This is a genomic window from Ancylomarina sp. 16SWW S1-10-2 (genome assembly GCF_009669305.1).
Classification (GTDB): Bacteria; Bacteroidota; Bacteroidia; order Bacteroidales; family Marinifilaceae; genus Ancylomarina.
Window position 1 is genome coordinate 143,060 of the sequence record NZ_SADB01000003.1, and the last position, 17,107, is coordinate 160,166.

At 37.4% G+C, this 17,107-nt stretch carries 10 protein-coding genes; all 10 read left to right on the top strand.

Translation table 11 applies throughout. From position 1 onward, the window contains the following. Positions 1-190: 190 nt before the first annotated feature. The 10 genes from EMN46_RS03560 (at position 191) to bglX (ending at position 17,018) form a co-directional block, all read left to right on the top strand. The gene (locus EMN46_RS03560) at positions 191-3,319 is read left to right on the top strand and encodes a TonB-dependent receptor (RefSeq protein WP_154199298.1); all 3,129 of its coding nucleotides are present in this window, start codon (positions 191-193) and stop codon (positions 3,317-3,319) included. Positions 3,320-3,337: 18 nt separating this feature from the next. Further along, positions 3,338-5,113, top strand: a complete 1,776-nt coding sequence (locus tag EMN46_RS03565; protein WP_154199299.1) for a RagB/SusD family nutrient uptake outer membrane protein — start codon at positions 3,338-3,340, stop codon at positions 5,111-5,113. Positions 5,114-5,144: 31 nt separating this feature from the next. Beyond that, on the top strand, positions 5,145-6,701 hold the full coding sequence (locus EMN46_RS03570; protein WP_154199300.1) for a hypothetical protein: 1,557 nt from the start codon (positions 5,145-5,147) through the stop codon (positions 6,699-6,701). Positions 6,702-7,216: 515 nt separating this feature from the next. Continuing rightward, positions 7,217-8,230 carry a zinc-binding dehydrogenase gene (locus EMN46_RS03575; RefSeq protein WP_154199301.1) on the top strand — a complete coding sequence of 338 codons (1,014 nt, stop codon included), beginning with the start codon at positions 7,217-7,219 and terminating at the stop codon, positions 8,228-8,230. Positions 8,231-8,285: 55 nt separating this feature from the next. Next, complete coding sequence (locus EMN46_RS03580) at positions 8,286-9,056, top strand: SDR family NAD(P)-dependent oxidoreductase (RefSeq protein ID WP_154199302.1); 771 nt, start codon at positions 8,286-8,288, stop codon at positions 9,054-9,056. Positions 9,057-9,213: 157 nt separating this feature from the next. Further along, positions 9,214-10,662 carry an aldehyde dehydrogenase gene (gene aldA / locus EMN46_RS03585; protein ID WP_154199303.1) on the top strand — a complete coding sequence of 483 codons (1,449 nt, stop codon included), beginning with the start codon at positions 9,214-9,216 and terminating at the stop codon, positions 10,660-10,662. 104 nt (positions 10,663-10,766) lie between these two features. After that, positions 10,767-11,858 carry a mandelate racemase/muconate lactonizing enzyme family protein gene (locus EMN46_RS03590; protein ID WP_154199304.1) on the top strand — a complete coding sequence of 364 codons (1,092 nt, stop codon included), beginning with the start codon at positions 10,767-10,769 and terminating at the stop codon, positions 11,856-11,858. 148 nt (positions 11,859-12,006) lie between these two features. Continuing rightward, positions 12,007-13,056 carry an aldose epimerase family protein gene (locus EMN46_RS03595; RefSeq protein ID WP_154199305.1) on the top strand — a complete coding sequence of 350 codons (1,050 nt, stop codon included), beginning with the start codon at positions 12,007-12,009 and terminating at the stop codon, positions 13,054-13,056. Between the two features lie 42 nt (positions 13,057-13,098). Continuing rightward, entirely contained in the window at positions 13,099-14,112 is a 1,014-nt protein-coding gene (locus tag EMN46_RS03600; protein WP_154199306.1) for an L-rhamnose/proton symporter RhaT, read from the top strand. Between the two features lie 686 nt (positions 14,113-14,798). Then, on the top strand, positions 14,799-17,018 hold the full coding sequence (bglX, locus tag EMN46_RS03605; RefSeq protein ID WP_154199307.1) for a beta-glucosidase BglX: 2,220 nt from the start codon (positions 14,799-14,801) through the stop codon (positions 17,016-17,018). Positions 17,019-17,107: the final 89 nt, after the last annotated feature.

Below are 17,107 nucleotides of genomic sequence, written 5' to 3' on the forward strand. Positions count from 1 at the left end.
TTGGGATTGGATACAAGATTTCACAAAGGTTATCAAACACCACCATTAAGTTATCAAACTCGTTATTTGTTATCATATGAATACATAGTTTGCTGGGAAATAGGACTGTATTTGTCTTACGGAATAAAATAAATTTGAGTCTAATCAAAAGTGAATTTTTAATCCTAAATGTAAATGAAAATGCTTTCTTATGAGAGAACTAATTAGAATGAATGGAAAGTCAATTGTATTGTTGACTTTTCTCTGTCTGTTTTTTGGAGCAAGTACCTTTGCTCAAGAAAAAACAATTACCGGTACAATTTACGACTCTAAAGATGGAATTGGGCTTCCTGGCGCAACCGTTGTCGTAAAAGGAACAACAATCGGAACAACTAGTGATATTGATGGTGTGTTTAGTATAAGTGCACCTGATAATGCCACATTAGTTGTGTCTTTTATTGGCTATTTATCTAAAGAAGTTCTTCTTACGGGAGGAACGAATTTGAAGATTAATTTGGCTCCTAATTTCGAAGAGCTATCTGAAATCGTTGTGGTCGGTTATGGAACACAAAAGAAAATTGAATTAACAGGAGCCGTTTCGTCTGTGAAATCAGAAGAATTGACGAAAGTTGCTTCTTCGGATTTTACAAAATCACTGCAAGGGAAGATTGCGGGTGTTAGTGTTATTGAAAGTAGTGGTCGTCCAGGAGATCAGGCGAACATCCAAATTCGTGGTTTGGGTTCTATTGGAAGTAATGCGAGTCCACTATATGTGGTAGATGGAATTCCTTATGATGGAAATCCAAACATCTCTTCTGAGGATATCGAGACTGTCGATGTTCTAAAAGATGGTGCATCTGCGGCGATTTATGGTACACGTGCATCTAATGGTGTGATTTTAATTACCACTAAAAGAGGAAAAGAAGGAAAAACAAAAGTGAGTTTCTCTTCTTACTATGGTATTCAGAACATTACTTCGGGTACTGAACTTTTAAATACTGCAGAGCACATTTATGTAGATGAGCAAATGCAAGCTATGCAAGGATCGCATTCAACTATTTTGCATTACAATCCTAACGCAATGGATTATGATACTGATTTTGTAGGTGCCATTGCAAACGATAACGCCACAATTCAGAGTCACAATTTAACGCTGTCTGGTGGTCGAGAAGGAATTACATTCAATGTAAATGCCAATTATTTCAACCAAGATGGTATTTTGCGTCAGTCGGGTTACGATCGTTTTACCACGCGTGCAAACGCAAGTCTTACAAAGGGTAAATTTAGTGCATTTGTAAGTCTAGGAATAATGCATTCAACGAAAGAACAGGAACCATGGGGATTGTATGAGTTCGCAATTTTTCAAGGGCCCTATCGCAAACCAATTGGAAGTTTGGAAACAACTGATAATTCAGTTATAATTCCTGGAAGTAACCCTGATCATGTTGGTTATTTATCTCGCTTGTTAAATCAATCGGATGAAAGAGTTGAGGATTCGTACAATATTTCAGCAAACTTAAAATATGAAATTACGAAAGGATTAAAATTCCAAGTTAATTTAGGAATGAATAACTGGAATTATCACCGTGAATTTTGGCAACCACAATATCTTGTTTACTCGGCGAATGATCCTAGTGGTAAACCGGATCAAGCTGGTAGTCGCTTGGATGCTGAATTAACTGAAGATTTTAGTGCAAGCTATAAATATACAATGGAAAATATCCTTTCGTATACAAAGTCGTTTGATAAGCATACGATAACTGGTTTAATAGGATATACTATGGAGAAATCTACTTCCAGAACAAATTCTGCGACTAAAAAAGATTTTATTAGCAATGATGTTTCTGTTTTTAATGGTGGGGCTATAAATAAAGCAATCACAGGTACTGATGGAGAACATGGTATTGTTGGTAAACTAGCACGTTTGCAATACAACTATGACAGTCGCTATTTATTTAGTGCGAGTATTCGTTACGATGGTTCCTCTAATTTTGGTGAGGACAACAGATATAATGATTTTTTTGGTGCATCCTTAGGATGGAACATCAGCGAGGAAAACTTTATGGATTCATTTACTAGCATCGATAATTTAAAACTTCGTTTAAGTTATGGTGAAGTAGGTAACCAAGGTATATCTCCTTATTTATATGCAGCTTATGTAGATGCAAATATTGATTATGTGTGGGGACCAGAAAATAGTGATGAATTAGGAGCTGGTGCAATTCAAAGAGGATATGCTAATCCGCTAGTACAATGGGAAACAAATATATCTCAAAATATTGGTGTTGATTTACTGATGTTTGATGGCAAATTTAGCTTAACTGCTGATGTGTATAAGAATGATAAGAAGGACATGCTTCTAAACGTTCTTTTACCTGCATCTACTGGAACAACAGTGCCTGGTGATTGGGGTAATTACAATTCGAAAACCTCGAATGTTGGTAATATGGTGAACAAAGGTTTTGAGATTGGGACTTATTACAAAGAGAGAACAAGCTTTGGAATGGGATGGCAAGTTTCAGGTACTTTTACACGAAATATAAATGAAGTTACTGATTTAGGGGAAGATCTAGAAAAAATTGCATTGAGCGATAGTAAACCAGGTAGCTGGCGTGCAGAGCAGCAAGATATCACTACCTATATGGTTCCTGGTTACGAAGCAGGTGCTTTTTTCTTAATTCCTACCGATGGAATTTTTAAAACAGCAGAGCAATTAGCTGCACATGTTCATACAAATGATGATGGATCTACTACTGCAATTCAACCTAATGCACAATTGGGAGATTTGATTTATATGGATACCAATAATGATGGTGTGATTAATGATGATGACCGTACTTATCAAGGTTCGGGAATGCCAAAGTTCGAGGCTGGCTTAAATCTTAGTGCTGATTATAAAAACTTCGATTTAAGTGTTCAACTATTTTATTCTAATGGGAATAAGGTGTTTAATGGATCAAAATTGTTCGCTTATTCAATGAAGCGTCATGCAGATCTTGTGAATATGTGGACTCCACAAAATCCAGATTCAGATATTCCTTCAGCTCGAGTTGGTTCTGAACATGATAATTACCGTTCTCGCTCGAATTATTTCTTAGAAGATGCTGATTATCTTAGAATTAGAAATATCACTTTAGGGTATACATTACCAAAAACTCTATTGGGTAATTCTATTGATAATGCGAGATTTTATATCAGTGCTCAAAACCCATTTACATTTACAAATTATGATGGATATGATCCTGAGATTGGTGGAAATGGTGCTTCAACCAGAGGTATAGATAAGGGGACTTACCCAGTAACCCGAAAGTTTTTGATGGGTGTAAAAATTGAATTCTAATCTAATAACTATTAGAAGATGAGAAATATATTTAAAATAACATTAATTTTCGCACTCATAGTTGGAACTCTGAGTAGTTGCGAAGACGAATTGCTCGATCAGGTTAATCCGAATGCTGTTACCACCGATTCTTTTTGGCAAACTAAAGAAGATTTCAACAAGGCGACCAATGCATTATATAGCTCATTGCAGTTTTCTGCAGTAAGTGGACAAGGTCTTGTCGAAAATATGGTTCGTAGTGATTTAGCGGGTTCGGAAAGTTGGTATACAATTGTAAATTTTTCGAATATGATATGGAATGATGCAACAGATAATGTTGTAGATCGTTGGTCACAATTATACATTGGGATTTATAGGGCAAACCAAATTTTGTACTATATAGAAGACGTTACATTTTTAACTGATGCTGAGAAAGAATCGATTATTGCTCAAACACGTTTCTTGAGAGGATTAAATTATTTCGGTTTAGTCCAAAGCTACAATCAAGCAATTATTCAAGATGTTCTTCCAATAGTAGATGCAGATATGCATAAACCATTGAGTCCAAGAGCAGAAGTTATTTCTAAAATGGTAATTCCAGACCTTACTTATGCTTACGAGCATTTGCCTAAGAAATGGTCTGATAGTGGTGATACAGGAAGATTCACTTGGGGAGCCGCTGCAGCAATGTTAGGAAAAACTTATTTGTATGATAAAGATTGGACAAATGCGGCCAAGTATTTTAAAGAAGTAATTGATGCTGCTGATAATGATGGTCTTTATGCTTTGGTACCTAACTTCATGGATAATTTTACAATTGAGAATGAGTTCAATTCAGAGTCTATTTTAGAAGTTGCTTATTCTGATAATTACAAAGAAGGAGCCAGTGGTAATCGAACAGATGATATAGGAACAGTTCCAGGATCAGAAGCTTCATCTATCGCAAGTTCATTTGCAAGTATTACTGGTGCAGGTGGTTACAATACTTGTTTGCCAACTTATTGGTTACAGGAACTATTTGTAGCAGGCGATTCAATAGATATCAGTAACCCAATTAATGCTGGATATCATTATTCTCAAAGAACTTATGCTACTCTTGCTGTAGAGTTTGGTGATGGAGATTATTATCAAGCTCCATTAGTAGCAACCGAAACAGAAAAGAGCAAGGCTAACTTTACCTTCGGACAAGGTTCTAAAGTTAAAAAATGGACCAGTTGGTATTATAAAGAAAACGAAGATATGTCAACGGGTGCTCGCACAGGTATTAATTTTCGTCTCATTCGTTTAGCTGATGTTTACTTAATGTATGCAGAGACCTTATTGGAAGGTTCTACTGCTGATGTAGCTGGAGCAATGAAGTACATCGATAAGGTTCGTTCTCGTGCAGGTGTAATCACTTTAGAGTCTTATAGGGCCGATAATGGAGGAATGATTCCTGTGTTGGATAAATCCAGATTTCCAAATGGGTTGGCACAATTCGATATGGTAGCACTTACTAAGGAGTCGCTATTGCATCACTTACGTATGGTCGAGCGTCCATTAGAGTTGGCTTTTGAAGGACATCGTTGGTACGATCTAGTTCGATGGGGTCTTATTAAGGAAACTTTTACCGCTCGTAAGGCTGAAGAGGATTTAATTAAGGGCTTATTGCTCGATCCGGTTTCCAATGCGATTACTGGGCCACAAATATTTCCACTCTATTTAAATCAGCGTGTACGTCCGGATTGGGCGAAAGCTGCTGCTAATTATAACAGTGCATCTCACGATTATTTCCCAATACCGTCCATAGAGGCACAATCAAATCGTGAATTGTAATCATTGAGGTTAATTTAAAAGAATACTAAAAATGAATAAGATATTTAATAAAATCGGATTATTTCTAGCATTGACCTTGGTGATTCTTTGGTCGTGCGATAATGAGTATGAAATTCCAGGAACAGGAACAAATCATGTTTATGCAACAACTTCGTTTGGTGATGTAGAAAATAAATTACAAGTAAATAGTGTTATGTCATTTATTGACCTTTCCAGAGGTGTTGATGGTCGTACTTGGACGTTTACAGAGGATGCTTTGGATGAGAATGGTGTTAATATCACAGCATCTACAGAATCTGTTGTGAAAGTTCAATTTACAAAAGCTGGAGTTCATGGAATTGTATTGAAACAAACTTTCGCTGATAATGTATGGGTTGGAGAAACTCAAAAACAATCTAATGCTTACGATTCAATTATTAATGTAACTGTTTTGGATAGTGTGAAAGCTAGTTTTGATGCTGTGCAAATTAAAGAAGCTACTGCACTTGTGAATGCAGATAATGCTTTAAATGAGGTGTTTGCTGGTCGTGAAATTCAATTTACACAGACATCAGCAGAATTAATGGGAGCAGATAAATTTGTTTGGAAATTTACCAAGCACGGGGGCGCAACTATAGAGTACGACGGAGCTGATCTTACAGCTAAGTTTAGTAGTGTTGGTGTTTACGATGCAATGTTGATTGCTTCTAATGAGTTTAGTAGAGATACAATTTCATATGATTCTTATTTGAGTATTGTAGCATCTACCGATCCTGTTGAATTATTAGGACTTACTGTTGATGGTGCTTTGAAAGTTCGTTTTGGACGTGATATGGGATATCCGACTACTTGCGATCCAACATCATTTACTGTAATGGTAACAAATAATGGTATTGCTATTCCTGTTAGTGTTACAGGTCTGAGTCTTGATGCAACAGATAACAGTATTGTTATTTTAGCTCTGAGTGGTGAGTTATTTAATAGTGATGTTGTAACAATAAGTTATGATGCTACTGTAGGTGATTTAATTACTTCAGATGGAATGTTATCTGATTCATTTACGGATGAAAAAGTAATATTTATTACAGATAATGTTCTTGCTGCTTCTGCTTACGATTATGGTTTCGAAACAAGTGCAACTGAAGACTGGAAATACCTTTGGTGGGGTGCACCTTGGGATAAATATACATTTGAAGTGTCTACAGCTCAATTTTATTCTGGTAAAAATAGTGGTTATGTAGCCATGGAGCCTGGAGGAGGAATGATTATGGGATTAAAAACTGCTCCTCCTGCATTTGTTACTTTTACGACTAAAGCAAACACCGAATACGAAATTTCTTGTTGGATTTATATGGAATCAATTGGAGATAGAGCATCTACTCCTGATTTACGTTGCTACTGGTCTGCGAAGGTAGATTGGAGCGTTGAAGGTGCTTTCTTTACTCCTGAATTTGAGGAAGGAAAATGGGTTTATACTTCTTGGAGAGTGAATTCTCCAGGTGCTGGAGAGTATGGATTTCAGCTAAGAGGAAATAATCAAGGAAATTCAGAAGCATGTTCTTTCTACTTCGATGAGATGTCTATGTCAGTAGTTGAGCCTAGAAAATAATTAGCATAGTCTATGAGTTTGACCGTAAGATAGGTTAGAATATAAATTACGGGATATTTATAAAATTAGGAATGGGAGGGCGTACAGCTCTCCCATTTTTTTTACATTAATTGTTGCAGTTGATTTCCTGTTTTCGCGATTGCTTTTTTCTGATGTAAGTTTTATCTTAAATTTTTTGAGATGAGGTGCATTCTTCTTACTGAGATAAATAGTTAATTTCTGATTTAAGAATCGGTTTAGATGGATCCAATTACTTGTCTTTATATCTATCGTATTTTATCGGGTTTTAATTTCACAATAGTGAATTCAAATGCCCCCCTCTAAAAGTTTAATTTACCCCCTTGTTATCAAACACCCCATGTTTTTCATTCTTGCCACCTCCTACTTGAATAGGCTTGTTATCATATATTTGAGAGTGGAAATAATTGTTTGGCTTTGTGTTTTTGAAATAGAACAGCGAAGCAATTATCTGCAGTTTTTAAAAACTATATAAAGTAACATCATATAATTAAAGTATGAAAGCAACAGTATACGCAGGAAATAAAACTTTCTCGGTAGTTGAAAAGGAAATTGAAGCACCAGTAGCTGGTGATGTGAGAATCAAAGTAGCCTATTGTGGCGTTTGTGGAACCGATGTGCATATCTATCACGGTATGATGGACAAGCGAGTACAAATACCACAAATTATTGGACATGAAATGTCTGGTATTATTGACGCTGTTGGAGAGGGAGTTTCAGACTTTAAAGTAGGAGATAAGATTACTGTTCGTCCATTAGACAACCGTGGTGAAGTTGCTTCTGATAAGGGCTATAGTCACATTGCTAAAAAATTAAAATTTATCGGTGTTGATAGTCCTGGTGCAATGCAACAGTACTGGAATGTTCCTGCTTTCACTTTGCATAAACTAAAGGAAACGACAGATTTAAAATTGGCTGCATTAATAGAGCCTTTGTCTGTTGCTTGTCATGATGTTCGCAGGGGTGGATTAAAAGCAGGTGAAACAGCTGTAGTATCAGGTGGTGGTCCAATTGGTTTATTGGTTGCCATGGTTGCTAAAAGTAAAGGAGCCAATGTAATTATTTCTGAGGTGAATGAACTTCGTGTGAAAATGGCTGAAGAAATGGGATTTGAAGTGGTTAATCCTATTAAAACCAATTTAGTTGAATACGTTGAGAAAAAGACCAATGGAGCTTTGGCAGATGTAGTGTTTGAGGTTGCAGGGGTGCAAGCTTCACTAGATGTAGTGACTGAAGTTGCAGGTATTCGTGGACGTATTGTATTGGTTGCAATCTACGGAGAACCTAAGCCAGTGAATTTATTCAAATTTTTCTGGAAAGAGCTTACACTAATTGGAGCACGTGTTTACGAAAAAGAGGATTACGAAGAGTCAATTCGCTTAGTTACTGAGAACAAATATCCATTCGAAACAATTATTACAGATACAAAACCTTTGGATCAAATTCAGGAGCTTTTTGAAAGCATTGATACCAATGCAAACGGAATGAAATTCTTGGTAGACTGTCAGTAGACATTTTTTAAGTAGAATAATTAACTAGTTACAGTAAAATAATAAATCAATCATAATGAGTGTTTTAAATAAATTTAGCATAGAGGGTAAAGTAGCTTTAGTAACAGGTTGCAAAAGAGGCATCGGAATGGGTATGGCAATTGCTTTAGCTGAGGCTGGTGCTGATATTATCGGAGTCAGTGCAACTCTTGAAAAATCAGGTAGTGCTATCGAAAAAGCAGTTACTGCTTTAGGTCGTAAGTTCACGGCTTACGCTTGTGATTTTAGTGATCGTAAGGCTCTTTATGCATTTATTAAAGAAGCAAAAGATGAGAATCCAGTGATTGATATCTTGGTAAATAATGCAGGTACTATTTTAAGAGCGCCTGCTGCTGAGCATCCAGATGAAATGTGGGATAAAGTAATCGAAGTCAATCAAAATGCTCAATTTATCTTGACTCGTGAAATCGGAAAAGAAATGGTTGCTCGTGGTGCTGGTAAAATTGTATTTACAGCTTCATTATTGACTTTCCAAGGGGGTATTACCGTTCCTGGTTATGCAGCTAGTAAAGGTGCTATTGGTCAAATGACAATGGCTTTTGCTAATGAGTGGGCATCAAAAGGTGTGAATGTAAATGCGATTGCTCCTGGTTATATCGATACAGATAATACAGAAGCACTACGTAAGGATCCTGTTCGTTCAGAGCAAATCTTATCACGTATTCCTGCCGGAAGATGGGGAAAACCAGAAGATTTTGCAGGACCAATTGTATTCCTTTGTTCAGAAGCCGGATCATACATGCAAGGTAGTGTTGTATTAGTTGATGGTGGTTGGATGGGACGCTAAATCTAATAGTCTCAAAATAGCAATCACAAGTATCAAGATGTTCATAATTAATGTCTTGATACTTGATTTTTTTTACTTGTCACTTTATCCTTGTTTACTTGTGACTTTACCCTTGTTTACTTCAATCAGGATACCTAAATAAAACAGCTTAAATAAAATGGATTTAAACTTCAAACAATATATCAACGGAGCTTGGGTAGCCCCAACTAACGGAGAGACAGCGAATGTGCTGAACCCTTCTAATGATGAAGTGGTTGGAACCGTGGCTAACGGAAACGAAGAGGATGCAGTTATTGCATTAAAAGCGGCTGAGAAAGCACAAAAAGGATGGGCAAAGTTACCCGCGCGTAAAAGAGCAGAATTAATGTATGCTTTCGTAGCAGAGATTAAAGCCAATCGTGAAGAATTGGCTACAGTTTTAACCAAAGAACAAGGTAAGCTATTTAAGGTAGCTCAGTTCGAGGTAGATGTTTGTTGTTCTTTTATTGAATATGCTTGCGAATGGGCACGTCACATAGAAGGTGATATTCTTCCATCAGACAACGAGAACGAGCAAATATGGATTCAGAAAATACCTCGTGGTGTTGTTGTTGCCATTACAGCATGGAACTTTCCTTTAGCATTAGCAGGTCGTAAGATTGGTCCAGCTTTAGTTGCAGGTAACGCTATCGTAGTTAAGCCAACGACTGAAACGCCAATGTCTACTTTAATGTTGGGTGAATTGGCAAAAAAAGCGGGTATTCCTGATGGGGTTTTAAATATTATCACGGGTCCGGGTCGCACAATGGGAACTGCTTTGTGCAAGCACGAAATTACCAAAATGGTGAGCATGACGGGTAGTACTCCTGCCGGACAAGCGATTTTTAAAGCGGCTTCCGAAAATTTGGCTCACGTTCAGCTTGAATTAGGGGGTAAAGCTCCTTTTATCGCTTTTGAAGATTGTGATATTGATGCAGCTGTTGAAGGTGCACTTCATTCTCGTTTTGATAATTGTGGACAGGTTTGTACTTGCAATGAAAGAATGTATGTACATGAAGATATTTACGAAGAGTTCATGGAAAAATTCATGGCGAAAGTAAAAGAAATTAAAGTTGGAGATCCATTCGACGCGACTTCCGATATGGGTGCTAAAGTGAACAAATCGGAGTTAAAACACATGCACGAGTTGGTGGAAGTGAGCCTTAAAGAAGGTGCTACTTTGGCTTATGGAGGAAAAACTCCAGAAGGTGCAGCCTTTGAAAAAGGAAACTGGTTTATGCCTACCATCCTTACTGATGTAAAACAAAGTATGACAATTGTTCACGAAGAGGCTTTTGGTCCAATTCTTCCTGTAATCAAATTTTCATCTTTCGATCAGGTAATCGAATACGCAAATGATTGTGAATTTGGTTTAGCGGCTATGGTGTATACGAATGATATGAACAAAATCATGAGCTGTAACAGCCAATTGGATTTTGGAGAAATTTATGTGAATCGAGGTCATGGAGAATTGCATCAAGGTTTCCATAATGGATATAAAAAGAGTGGAACGGGTGGTGAAGATGGAAAGTATGGATTCGAGCAATATCTCGAAAAGAAAACGTTCTACGTAAGATTTAAAGGCTAGTTAAACTGAAGTGTTGTTCAAAGACTATTCTTTTCGTCATTCCTTATAAACAGGGGATGACGGAAACTTTTATTCCAAGGATTTACATTTACAATTAATTTCAAATGAGCAGTAGTATTTCAAATATAAAAGTACAGTTGTTTAAAGTACCTCTTCCTGAGGTTCTTTCTGATGCTAAACATGGTGATCATTATCATTTTGAATTGGTTACGGCAACGGTTGTGCTAGAAGATGGTAGCGAAGGTACAGGTTACACTTACACCGGAGGTAAAGGTGGTTATGCAATAAAGGCCATGATCGAGCATGATCTTGCTCCGGCCATTATTGGAAAAGATGCCAATAAAATTGATGAGATATACGATTTTATGGAATGGCATATTCATTATGTAGGAAGAGGAGGAATCGCTTCTTTTGCCATTTCGGCACTTGATATTGCTCTTTGGGATCTCAAATGTAAAAAAGCCAATCAGCCTTTATGGGAAATGGCGGGTGGTCATTCAAACTCTTGTAAAGCGTATTGCGGGGGTATCGATTTGTTATTTCCTCTTGAGAAATTATTAAGCAATATTAAAGGATATCTTGCTTCTGGTTTTAACGCGGTTAAGATCAAGATCGGACGTGAAAATTTAGAGGAAGATATTGAAAGAATTAAGGCCGTTCGGGAATTAATAGGACCTGATGCTACTTTTATGGTAGATGCCAATTATTCCATGAGTGTTGAGAAAGCGATTGAAGCCGCAAATGCTTTTAAAAAATACGATATTCTTTGGTTCGAAGAGCCTACCATTCCTGATGATTATTTAGGTTATGCTAAAATAGCTGAAGCTACAGGTATGCCATTGGCTATGGGTGAAAATCTTCATACCATTCATGAATTCGAATATGCCTTTGAACAGTCTAAACTGTCATACATTCAGCCCGATGCTTCGAATTGTGGTGGTGTTACTGGTTGGCTAAAGGCTGCTAAGTTATCACAGAAATACAATTTGCCTGTTTGTTCTCACGGAATGCAGGAACTGCATGTTAGTCTAGTATCATCGCAAGTTAATTCGGGTTGGCTCGAAGTTCATAGCTTTCCAATCGATGAATACACAACACGCCCATTAGTCGTTGAAAATCACAGAGCTATTGCTTCCGATGCTCCTGGTGTCGGCGTTACTTTCAACTGGGAAAAACTAGCTCCTTATCAAATTTAATACCCATTTGCTTATTTACCAGCTTCTCTTCTGGGAACTGTGTAAATAAGCGAATTGCATCATTTACTTGTCGAATTGTTGGGGAGTTTGATTTTCCTCAAACGTTTGAATAAATAATTTAACCCAGATTAATTCTTAGCCCAGAAATATGAAAACTCAGAAATCACACTTTGGAGATTATCAGGAAAGTAAAATAGATTTGTTTGCATTGGAAAATGATAATGGAATGCTTGTGAAAATCATGAATTATGGTGCCACTATAACTTCCATTACTGTACCTGGTAGCAATGGTTCAGAAAGAACTGAACTTGTTTGTGGATTTGAAAGTTTCGACAGCTATTTTGCAAAAGAATATGTAATTAATTCGCCTTATTTTGGCAGTACTGTGGGTCGATATTGTTCACAGATAAAAAAGGCGAAGTTCTCCTTGGAAGGGAAAGAATACCAATTGGCAACAAACGCTGGTGAAAATAATTTACATGGTGGAAATGTAGGTTTTGATAAGAAGGTTTGGCAGGCAAAATCAATAAATAGTGACAATGCAGTAGGAGTGGAAATGAGCTTAGAAAGTCCAGACATGGAGGAGGGTTTTCCGGGAAATGTTGTGGCTTCTGTTACTTTTCAACTAACAAATAAGAATGAGATAATCATTAGCTATAAGGCTACGACAGATAAGATAACACCACTTTCATTAACAAATCATACCTATTTCAATTTGTCGGGTTTTAAAAACGACATCACAAACCATAAAGTATCTGTTCTAACAGGAAAACGTTTAGAAACAGATGAAACTGGAGCGGCTACTGGCCTTGTATTGAATTTGGATCATGCTGAGGATGATTTAAGAGGCGGTAAAATAGTTTCGGAGGTTCAAAAGGCTATGGGAAAAGGTTTTGAACACTTTTTCATATTCGAAGATGCAAAATTTGAATTGCAGAAAGTTGCTGAAATTATTGAGCCAAAGAGTGGTCGTAAATTGGAGGTGGAAACCACAGAGCCTTGCATGCTTTTTTACACCGGCACGTATACTTCTGATGAATTGAAACGTGAAACAGGTGATCAATTTGGAAAATACAGAGGCTTTTGTTGTGAAACTCATCGATACCAAAATGGACCCAATATTCAAGGTTCTCCAAAAACATTTACGAAACCCAATGAGACATTTGAAAGTCAAACTATTTATCGATTGACATTCTGATCATACAGAAAATAAGAGCTAATCACATAAAATATTACGATCATGATTGAAGGAATTATATGGGCAATTTTTGCCGGTTTAATGCTGGGAACCTATGCCTTACCCGAAAAGTTCACTAAAGATTTTGCTTTTGAAAATACTTGGGGTCTTATGTTTATCCTAAATATGTTTTTAATCCCAATCATTTCAGCATCCCTACTAATAAAAGGTTTCGGTGGTGTTCTTAGTGGGATTCCAACAGATATTCTATTGAAAATGGCAATCGCCAGTGTGATGTGGGGAATAGGAGCCATGATGTGGGGAAAAGCAATTAACTATATTGGTCTTTCTCTTGGTTTTTCAATTTTTATCGGAACAGTGATATTAGTTGGATCACTTTTACCTTTTCTTGTTGATGGATTGCCTCCAAATAATGTGTTGATTTATATTCTTGTGGGTATTGCCATTGTTCTTGTAGGTGTTATTGCAAATGGGAAAGCTGGTATCATCAGAGAGTCGGATGAAAAATCAGACAGCACATCTGAAAAAGTATCGATGACTAAGGGAATTATTATCGCTGTAGTTGGTGGTTTATTAGCTACCGGATTTAGTTTTGCAAACGCAGTAGGAAGACCCTATTTGCATGAAGCTTGTCAGGCCGCAGGAAATCCTGAATGGGTAACTTCTGTAGCAGTAATGTTTGTCATTTATGTGTGTGGAGGTTTGGTTGTAACACCTTATTTCATCGTTAAATTGACACAACAAGGATTGTGGAAGAATTTTAAAACAGAACACTTAGGAAAGAATACATTACTTATTCTTGCCATGGCAGCCTTAAATTTTGCAGCATCAGCAACTTTTGCATATGCAGCATTTAAGCTTGGAAAAGTAGGAAATACTGTTGGATATGCAATATTTAACACCATATCGGTGGCAGTTGCAATTATTGGAGGCTTGCTAACAAGTGAGTGGGCAAAAGCATCAGGAAAAGCAAGATTGTATTTGTACATAGGACTTGCTTGTATGATTCTTGGTGTTGTTATTATTGCATTAGGTAATAGTCAGGGAGTAGTATAAATTTGAAAATTTAGTATATAACTATCGCTAGTTGACCGGAGTCTATTCATTAGGCTTCGGTTTTTTTAAGTATGTCGGGTATGTTAATGTGCTATCAAGATGAAATGTTCTTGAGTTCGCACAGTTGACAGGAACAACTAGCAATTGGCAAGGGTGTTGTGGGCGATCGCAAATCTGAAGAAAGCCATCAGCAAAGTCACCGTTCTAACGAACAGAAACTTGATATAAGGCTTACTAGTGGGGGCAACCGAGCAATGGATTGGGAAAGCCCTAAAGTCAACCGTAACCACTTAGAGTAAATCAAGTAGGACGAGATGAAAGTATGTTATCTTATCCCGAGAGATCTTGGAGTTGCTACCTTTACATGGACAGTGAGTTAAGGTATAATCATTTTAATAATTTATATCTTAGGAAATGGAAAAAGGAAGACGAAGATTTAGTAAAGAGTTTAAATTGAATGCTGCATGACTTAACTTATTGTCCACTTTTTTGTTGCAAGTCCATTCTGGTATTACTCATTCAGAATAATAATTAGTAGGAAGGTAAAAGGTAAAGAGGGGGTGTTTGATTCTAAAAGGAGGTTCTATTTGGTATTATTGATTTTTAATTAATTTTTCCTTTAGAATACTTACTTAATAAAGATATACTTGTAATTATCGATTAATCTTAAATTATTTTATACAATTATGAACCGCACATTATTACTATTTATTGTATTCGTACAATTGTCTTTTGGTGTCTCTTTTGCTCAAAACAATTCAGCGAAAGCACAGCAGATTGAATCCATTTTAAGCAAGCTTAGTATTGAGGAAAAAGCTGGGCAGTTGAACTTGATTCCTATTACTGGAGAACCAACAGAAAAGCATTTGCAAATGATTCGAGATGGGAAAGTGGGAAGTATTATTAAATCGAATGGAGCGGCTCAGAATTTTAAATTGCAGAAAATTGCCCTTGAAGAATCAAAAAGTGGCCTTCCTATTCTATTTCAGGAGGATGTGATTCATGGCTACAAAACCATTGCACCGATTCCACTAGCCGAAGCAGCAAGTTGGGATTTAGAGGCCATTCGCAAGTCGGCAGCCGTTGCGGCTCGAGAAGCAGCCGCAGCAGGTATTCAATTGACTTATGCACCTATGGTTGATGTTTGTCGTGATCCTCGATGGGGACGAATTATCGAAGCTGCTGGTGAAGATCCTTATTTGGGGAGTTTGGTAGCAGCAGCTCGTGTGCAAGGTTTTCAGAATTCAGGAGAGAATGCGAATCAAAATATATTGGCTTGTGTAAAGCATTTTGCAGGCTACGGCGCTTCTTTAGCGGGTCGCGATTACAACATTCAAGATGTATCGGAACGAGAATTGCGCGAAGTTTATTTGCCTCCTTTTCAGGCAGCAATAGATGCTGGCGTGGCTAGTTTGATGTGCGCTTACACGGCTTACGATGGATTGCCTGTTACAGCAAGCAAATTTTTAATGCAGGATGTGTTGCGTGGTGAAATGGGCTTTAAAGGTTTAACCATGACCGATTGGCAAACCATTCCCAATATGGTGAAAATTGGCGTTGCCGAGAATGACACAATAGCAACCCTTATGTCTATGGATGCGGGTATTGATATGGATATGAGCTCATGGAAATACGTTCAACTGATTCCTTATTTGGTAAAAACGGGAAAGATTACAGAGAAACAAGTAGACGATGCGGTTCGTCAAGTTCTGATATTGAAGCAAAAAGCGGGTTTGTTGGATGATGCTTTGGCTTTATTCAATGAGAAAAGACAAGATAAAGAGTTGTTGTCGAAGAAGAATTTTGCGGATACGAAAGATATCGCCTTAAAGAGTATGGTTTTGCTTAAGAACAAAGAGCAGATTTTACCCATAAAGAAAACAGTGAAGAATATTGCCGTAGTGGGTCCTTTTGCAAAAGTGAAAAGAGATTTGCTAGGTTGGTGGGCTTGCAAGGGAAATCCTGATGATGTGATTTCCATTTATGAAGGATTGGAAAAGGAGTTTGGCAAAGATGTAAATTTGACCTACGCCAAAGGATGTGAGATTGATAGCTTTAAAAGGGTAGGAGCTCATTTAATTCCAGAAGCTGTGAAAGTGGCTCAAAAGGCCGATTTAGTGATTGTAGTTTTGGGTGAGGAGTATTGGATGAGTGGTGAAGGTGGAGGAACTGCTTCGCTACACTTGCCTAGTTATCAGGAGAAACTGTTGGCTGAGCTAGCCAAAACAAGCAAGCCAATTGTTTCGGTTATCGCAACAGGAAGACCTTACATTTTAACACAAGTAGCCGACAATTCGGATGCTGTTTTACAGGCTTGGATGCCAGGAACAGTAGGAGGAGAAGCGGTTGCAGAAGTGCTATCGGGAAAATTTAATCCTTGTGGAAAATTGCCAGTTACTTTTCCTTATCACGAAGGTCAGGTGCCGATTTTTCATAGCTATAAGAAAACAAGTCATACCTTTAATTCTGGTCCTAAAGACAATCGATATTCAACCACTTATCGTGATGTGCAAAATGCACCTTTGTATCCATTCGGTTTCGGATTGTCTTACACCAGCTTCGATTATTCAGCCATTGAATTGAATAGCTCGGAAATGACTCAGGAGGGAAGCCTTAAAGCAAGTGTGAAAATTACCAATACAGGGAAAGTAGCAGGTCGTGAGATTGTTCAGCTGTATTTGCGCGATAAATTTGCATCGGTAATTCGCCCCATGAAAGAATTGAAAGATTTTGCTTTGCTTGATTTAGAAGAAGGAGAGAGTAAAACCGTCACTTTTGAAATTACAGCCGATAAGCTAAGTTTTATTGGTCGCGATTACAAAACGATTGTTGAGGCAGGAGAATTTACTCTCTTTATTGGGCCCAATTCAAGCGATTTAAAAGAAACTACTTTTCGCCTAAAATAAGTTCTTAGTAGATGATGAAATTGCCCTGAAACTTGTTGAGATTAGTAAGGGCAAAAAGACATCAGATAATTAATAATTGGGGAATTCAG

Coding starts and splice junctions, on each gene's coding strand:
- EMN46_RS03560 (WP_154199298.1), top strand. CDS start 191: ATGAGAGAACTAATTAGAATGAATGGAAAGTCAATTGTATTGTTGACT.
- EMN46_RS03565 (WP_154199299.1), top strand. CDS start 3,338: ATGAGAAATATATTTAAAATAACATTAATTTTCGCACTCATAGTTGGA.
- EMN46_RS03570 (WP_154199300.1), top strand. CDS start 5,145: ATGAATAAGATATTTAATAAAATCGGATTATTTCTAGCATTGACCTTG.
- EMN46_RS03575 (WP_154199301.1), top strand. CDS start 7,217: ATGAAAGCAACAGTATACGCAGGAAATAAAACTTTCTCGGTAGTTGAA.
- EMN46_RS03580 (WP_154199302.1), top strand. CDS start 8,286: ATGAGTGTTTTAAATAAATTTAGCATAGAGGGTAAAGTAGCTTTAGTA.
- aldA (WP_154199303.1), top strand. CDS start 9,214: ATGGATTTAAACTTCAAACAATATATCAACGGAGCTTGGGTAGCCCCA.
- EMN46_RS03590 (WP_154199304.1), top strand. CDS start 10,767: ATGAGCAGTAGTATTTCAAATATAAAAGTACAGTTGTTTAAAGTACCT.
- EMN46_RS03595 (WP_154199305.1), top strand. CDS start 12,007: ATGAAAACTCAGAAATCACACTTTGGAGATTATCAGGAAAGTAAAATA.
- EMN46_RS03600 (WP_154199306.1), top strand. CDS start 13,099: ATGATTGAAGGAATTATATGGGCAATTTTTGCCGGTTTAATGCTGGGA.
- bglX (WP_154199307.1), top strand. CDS start 14,799: ATGAACCGCACATTATTACTATTTATTGTATTCGTACAATTGTCTTTT.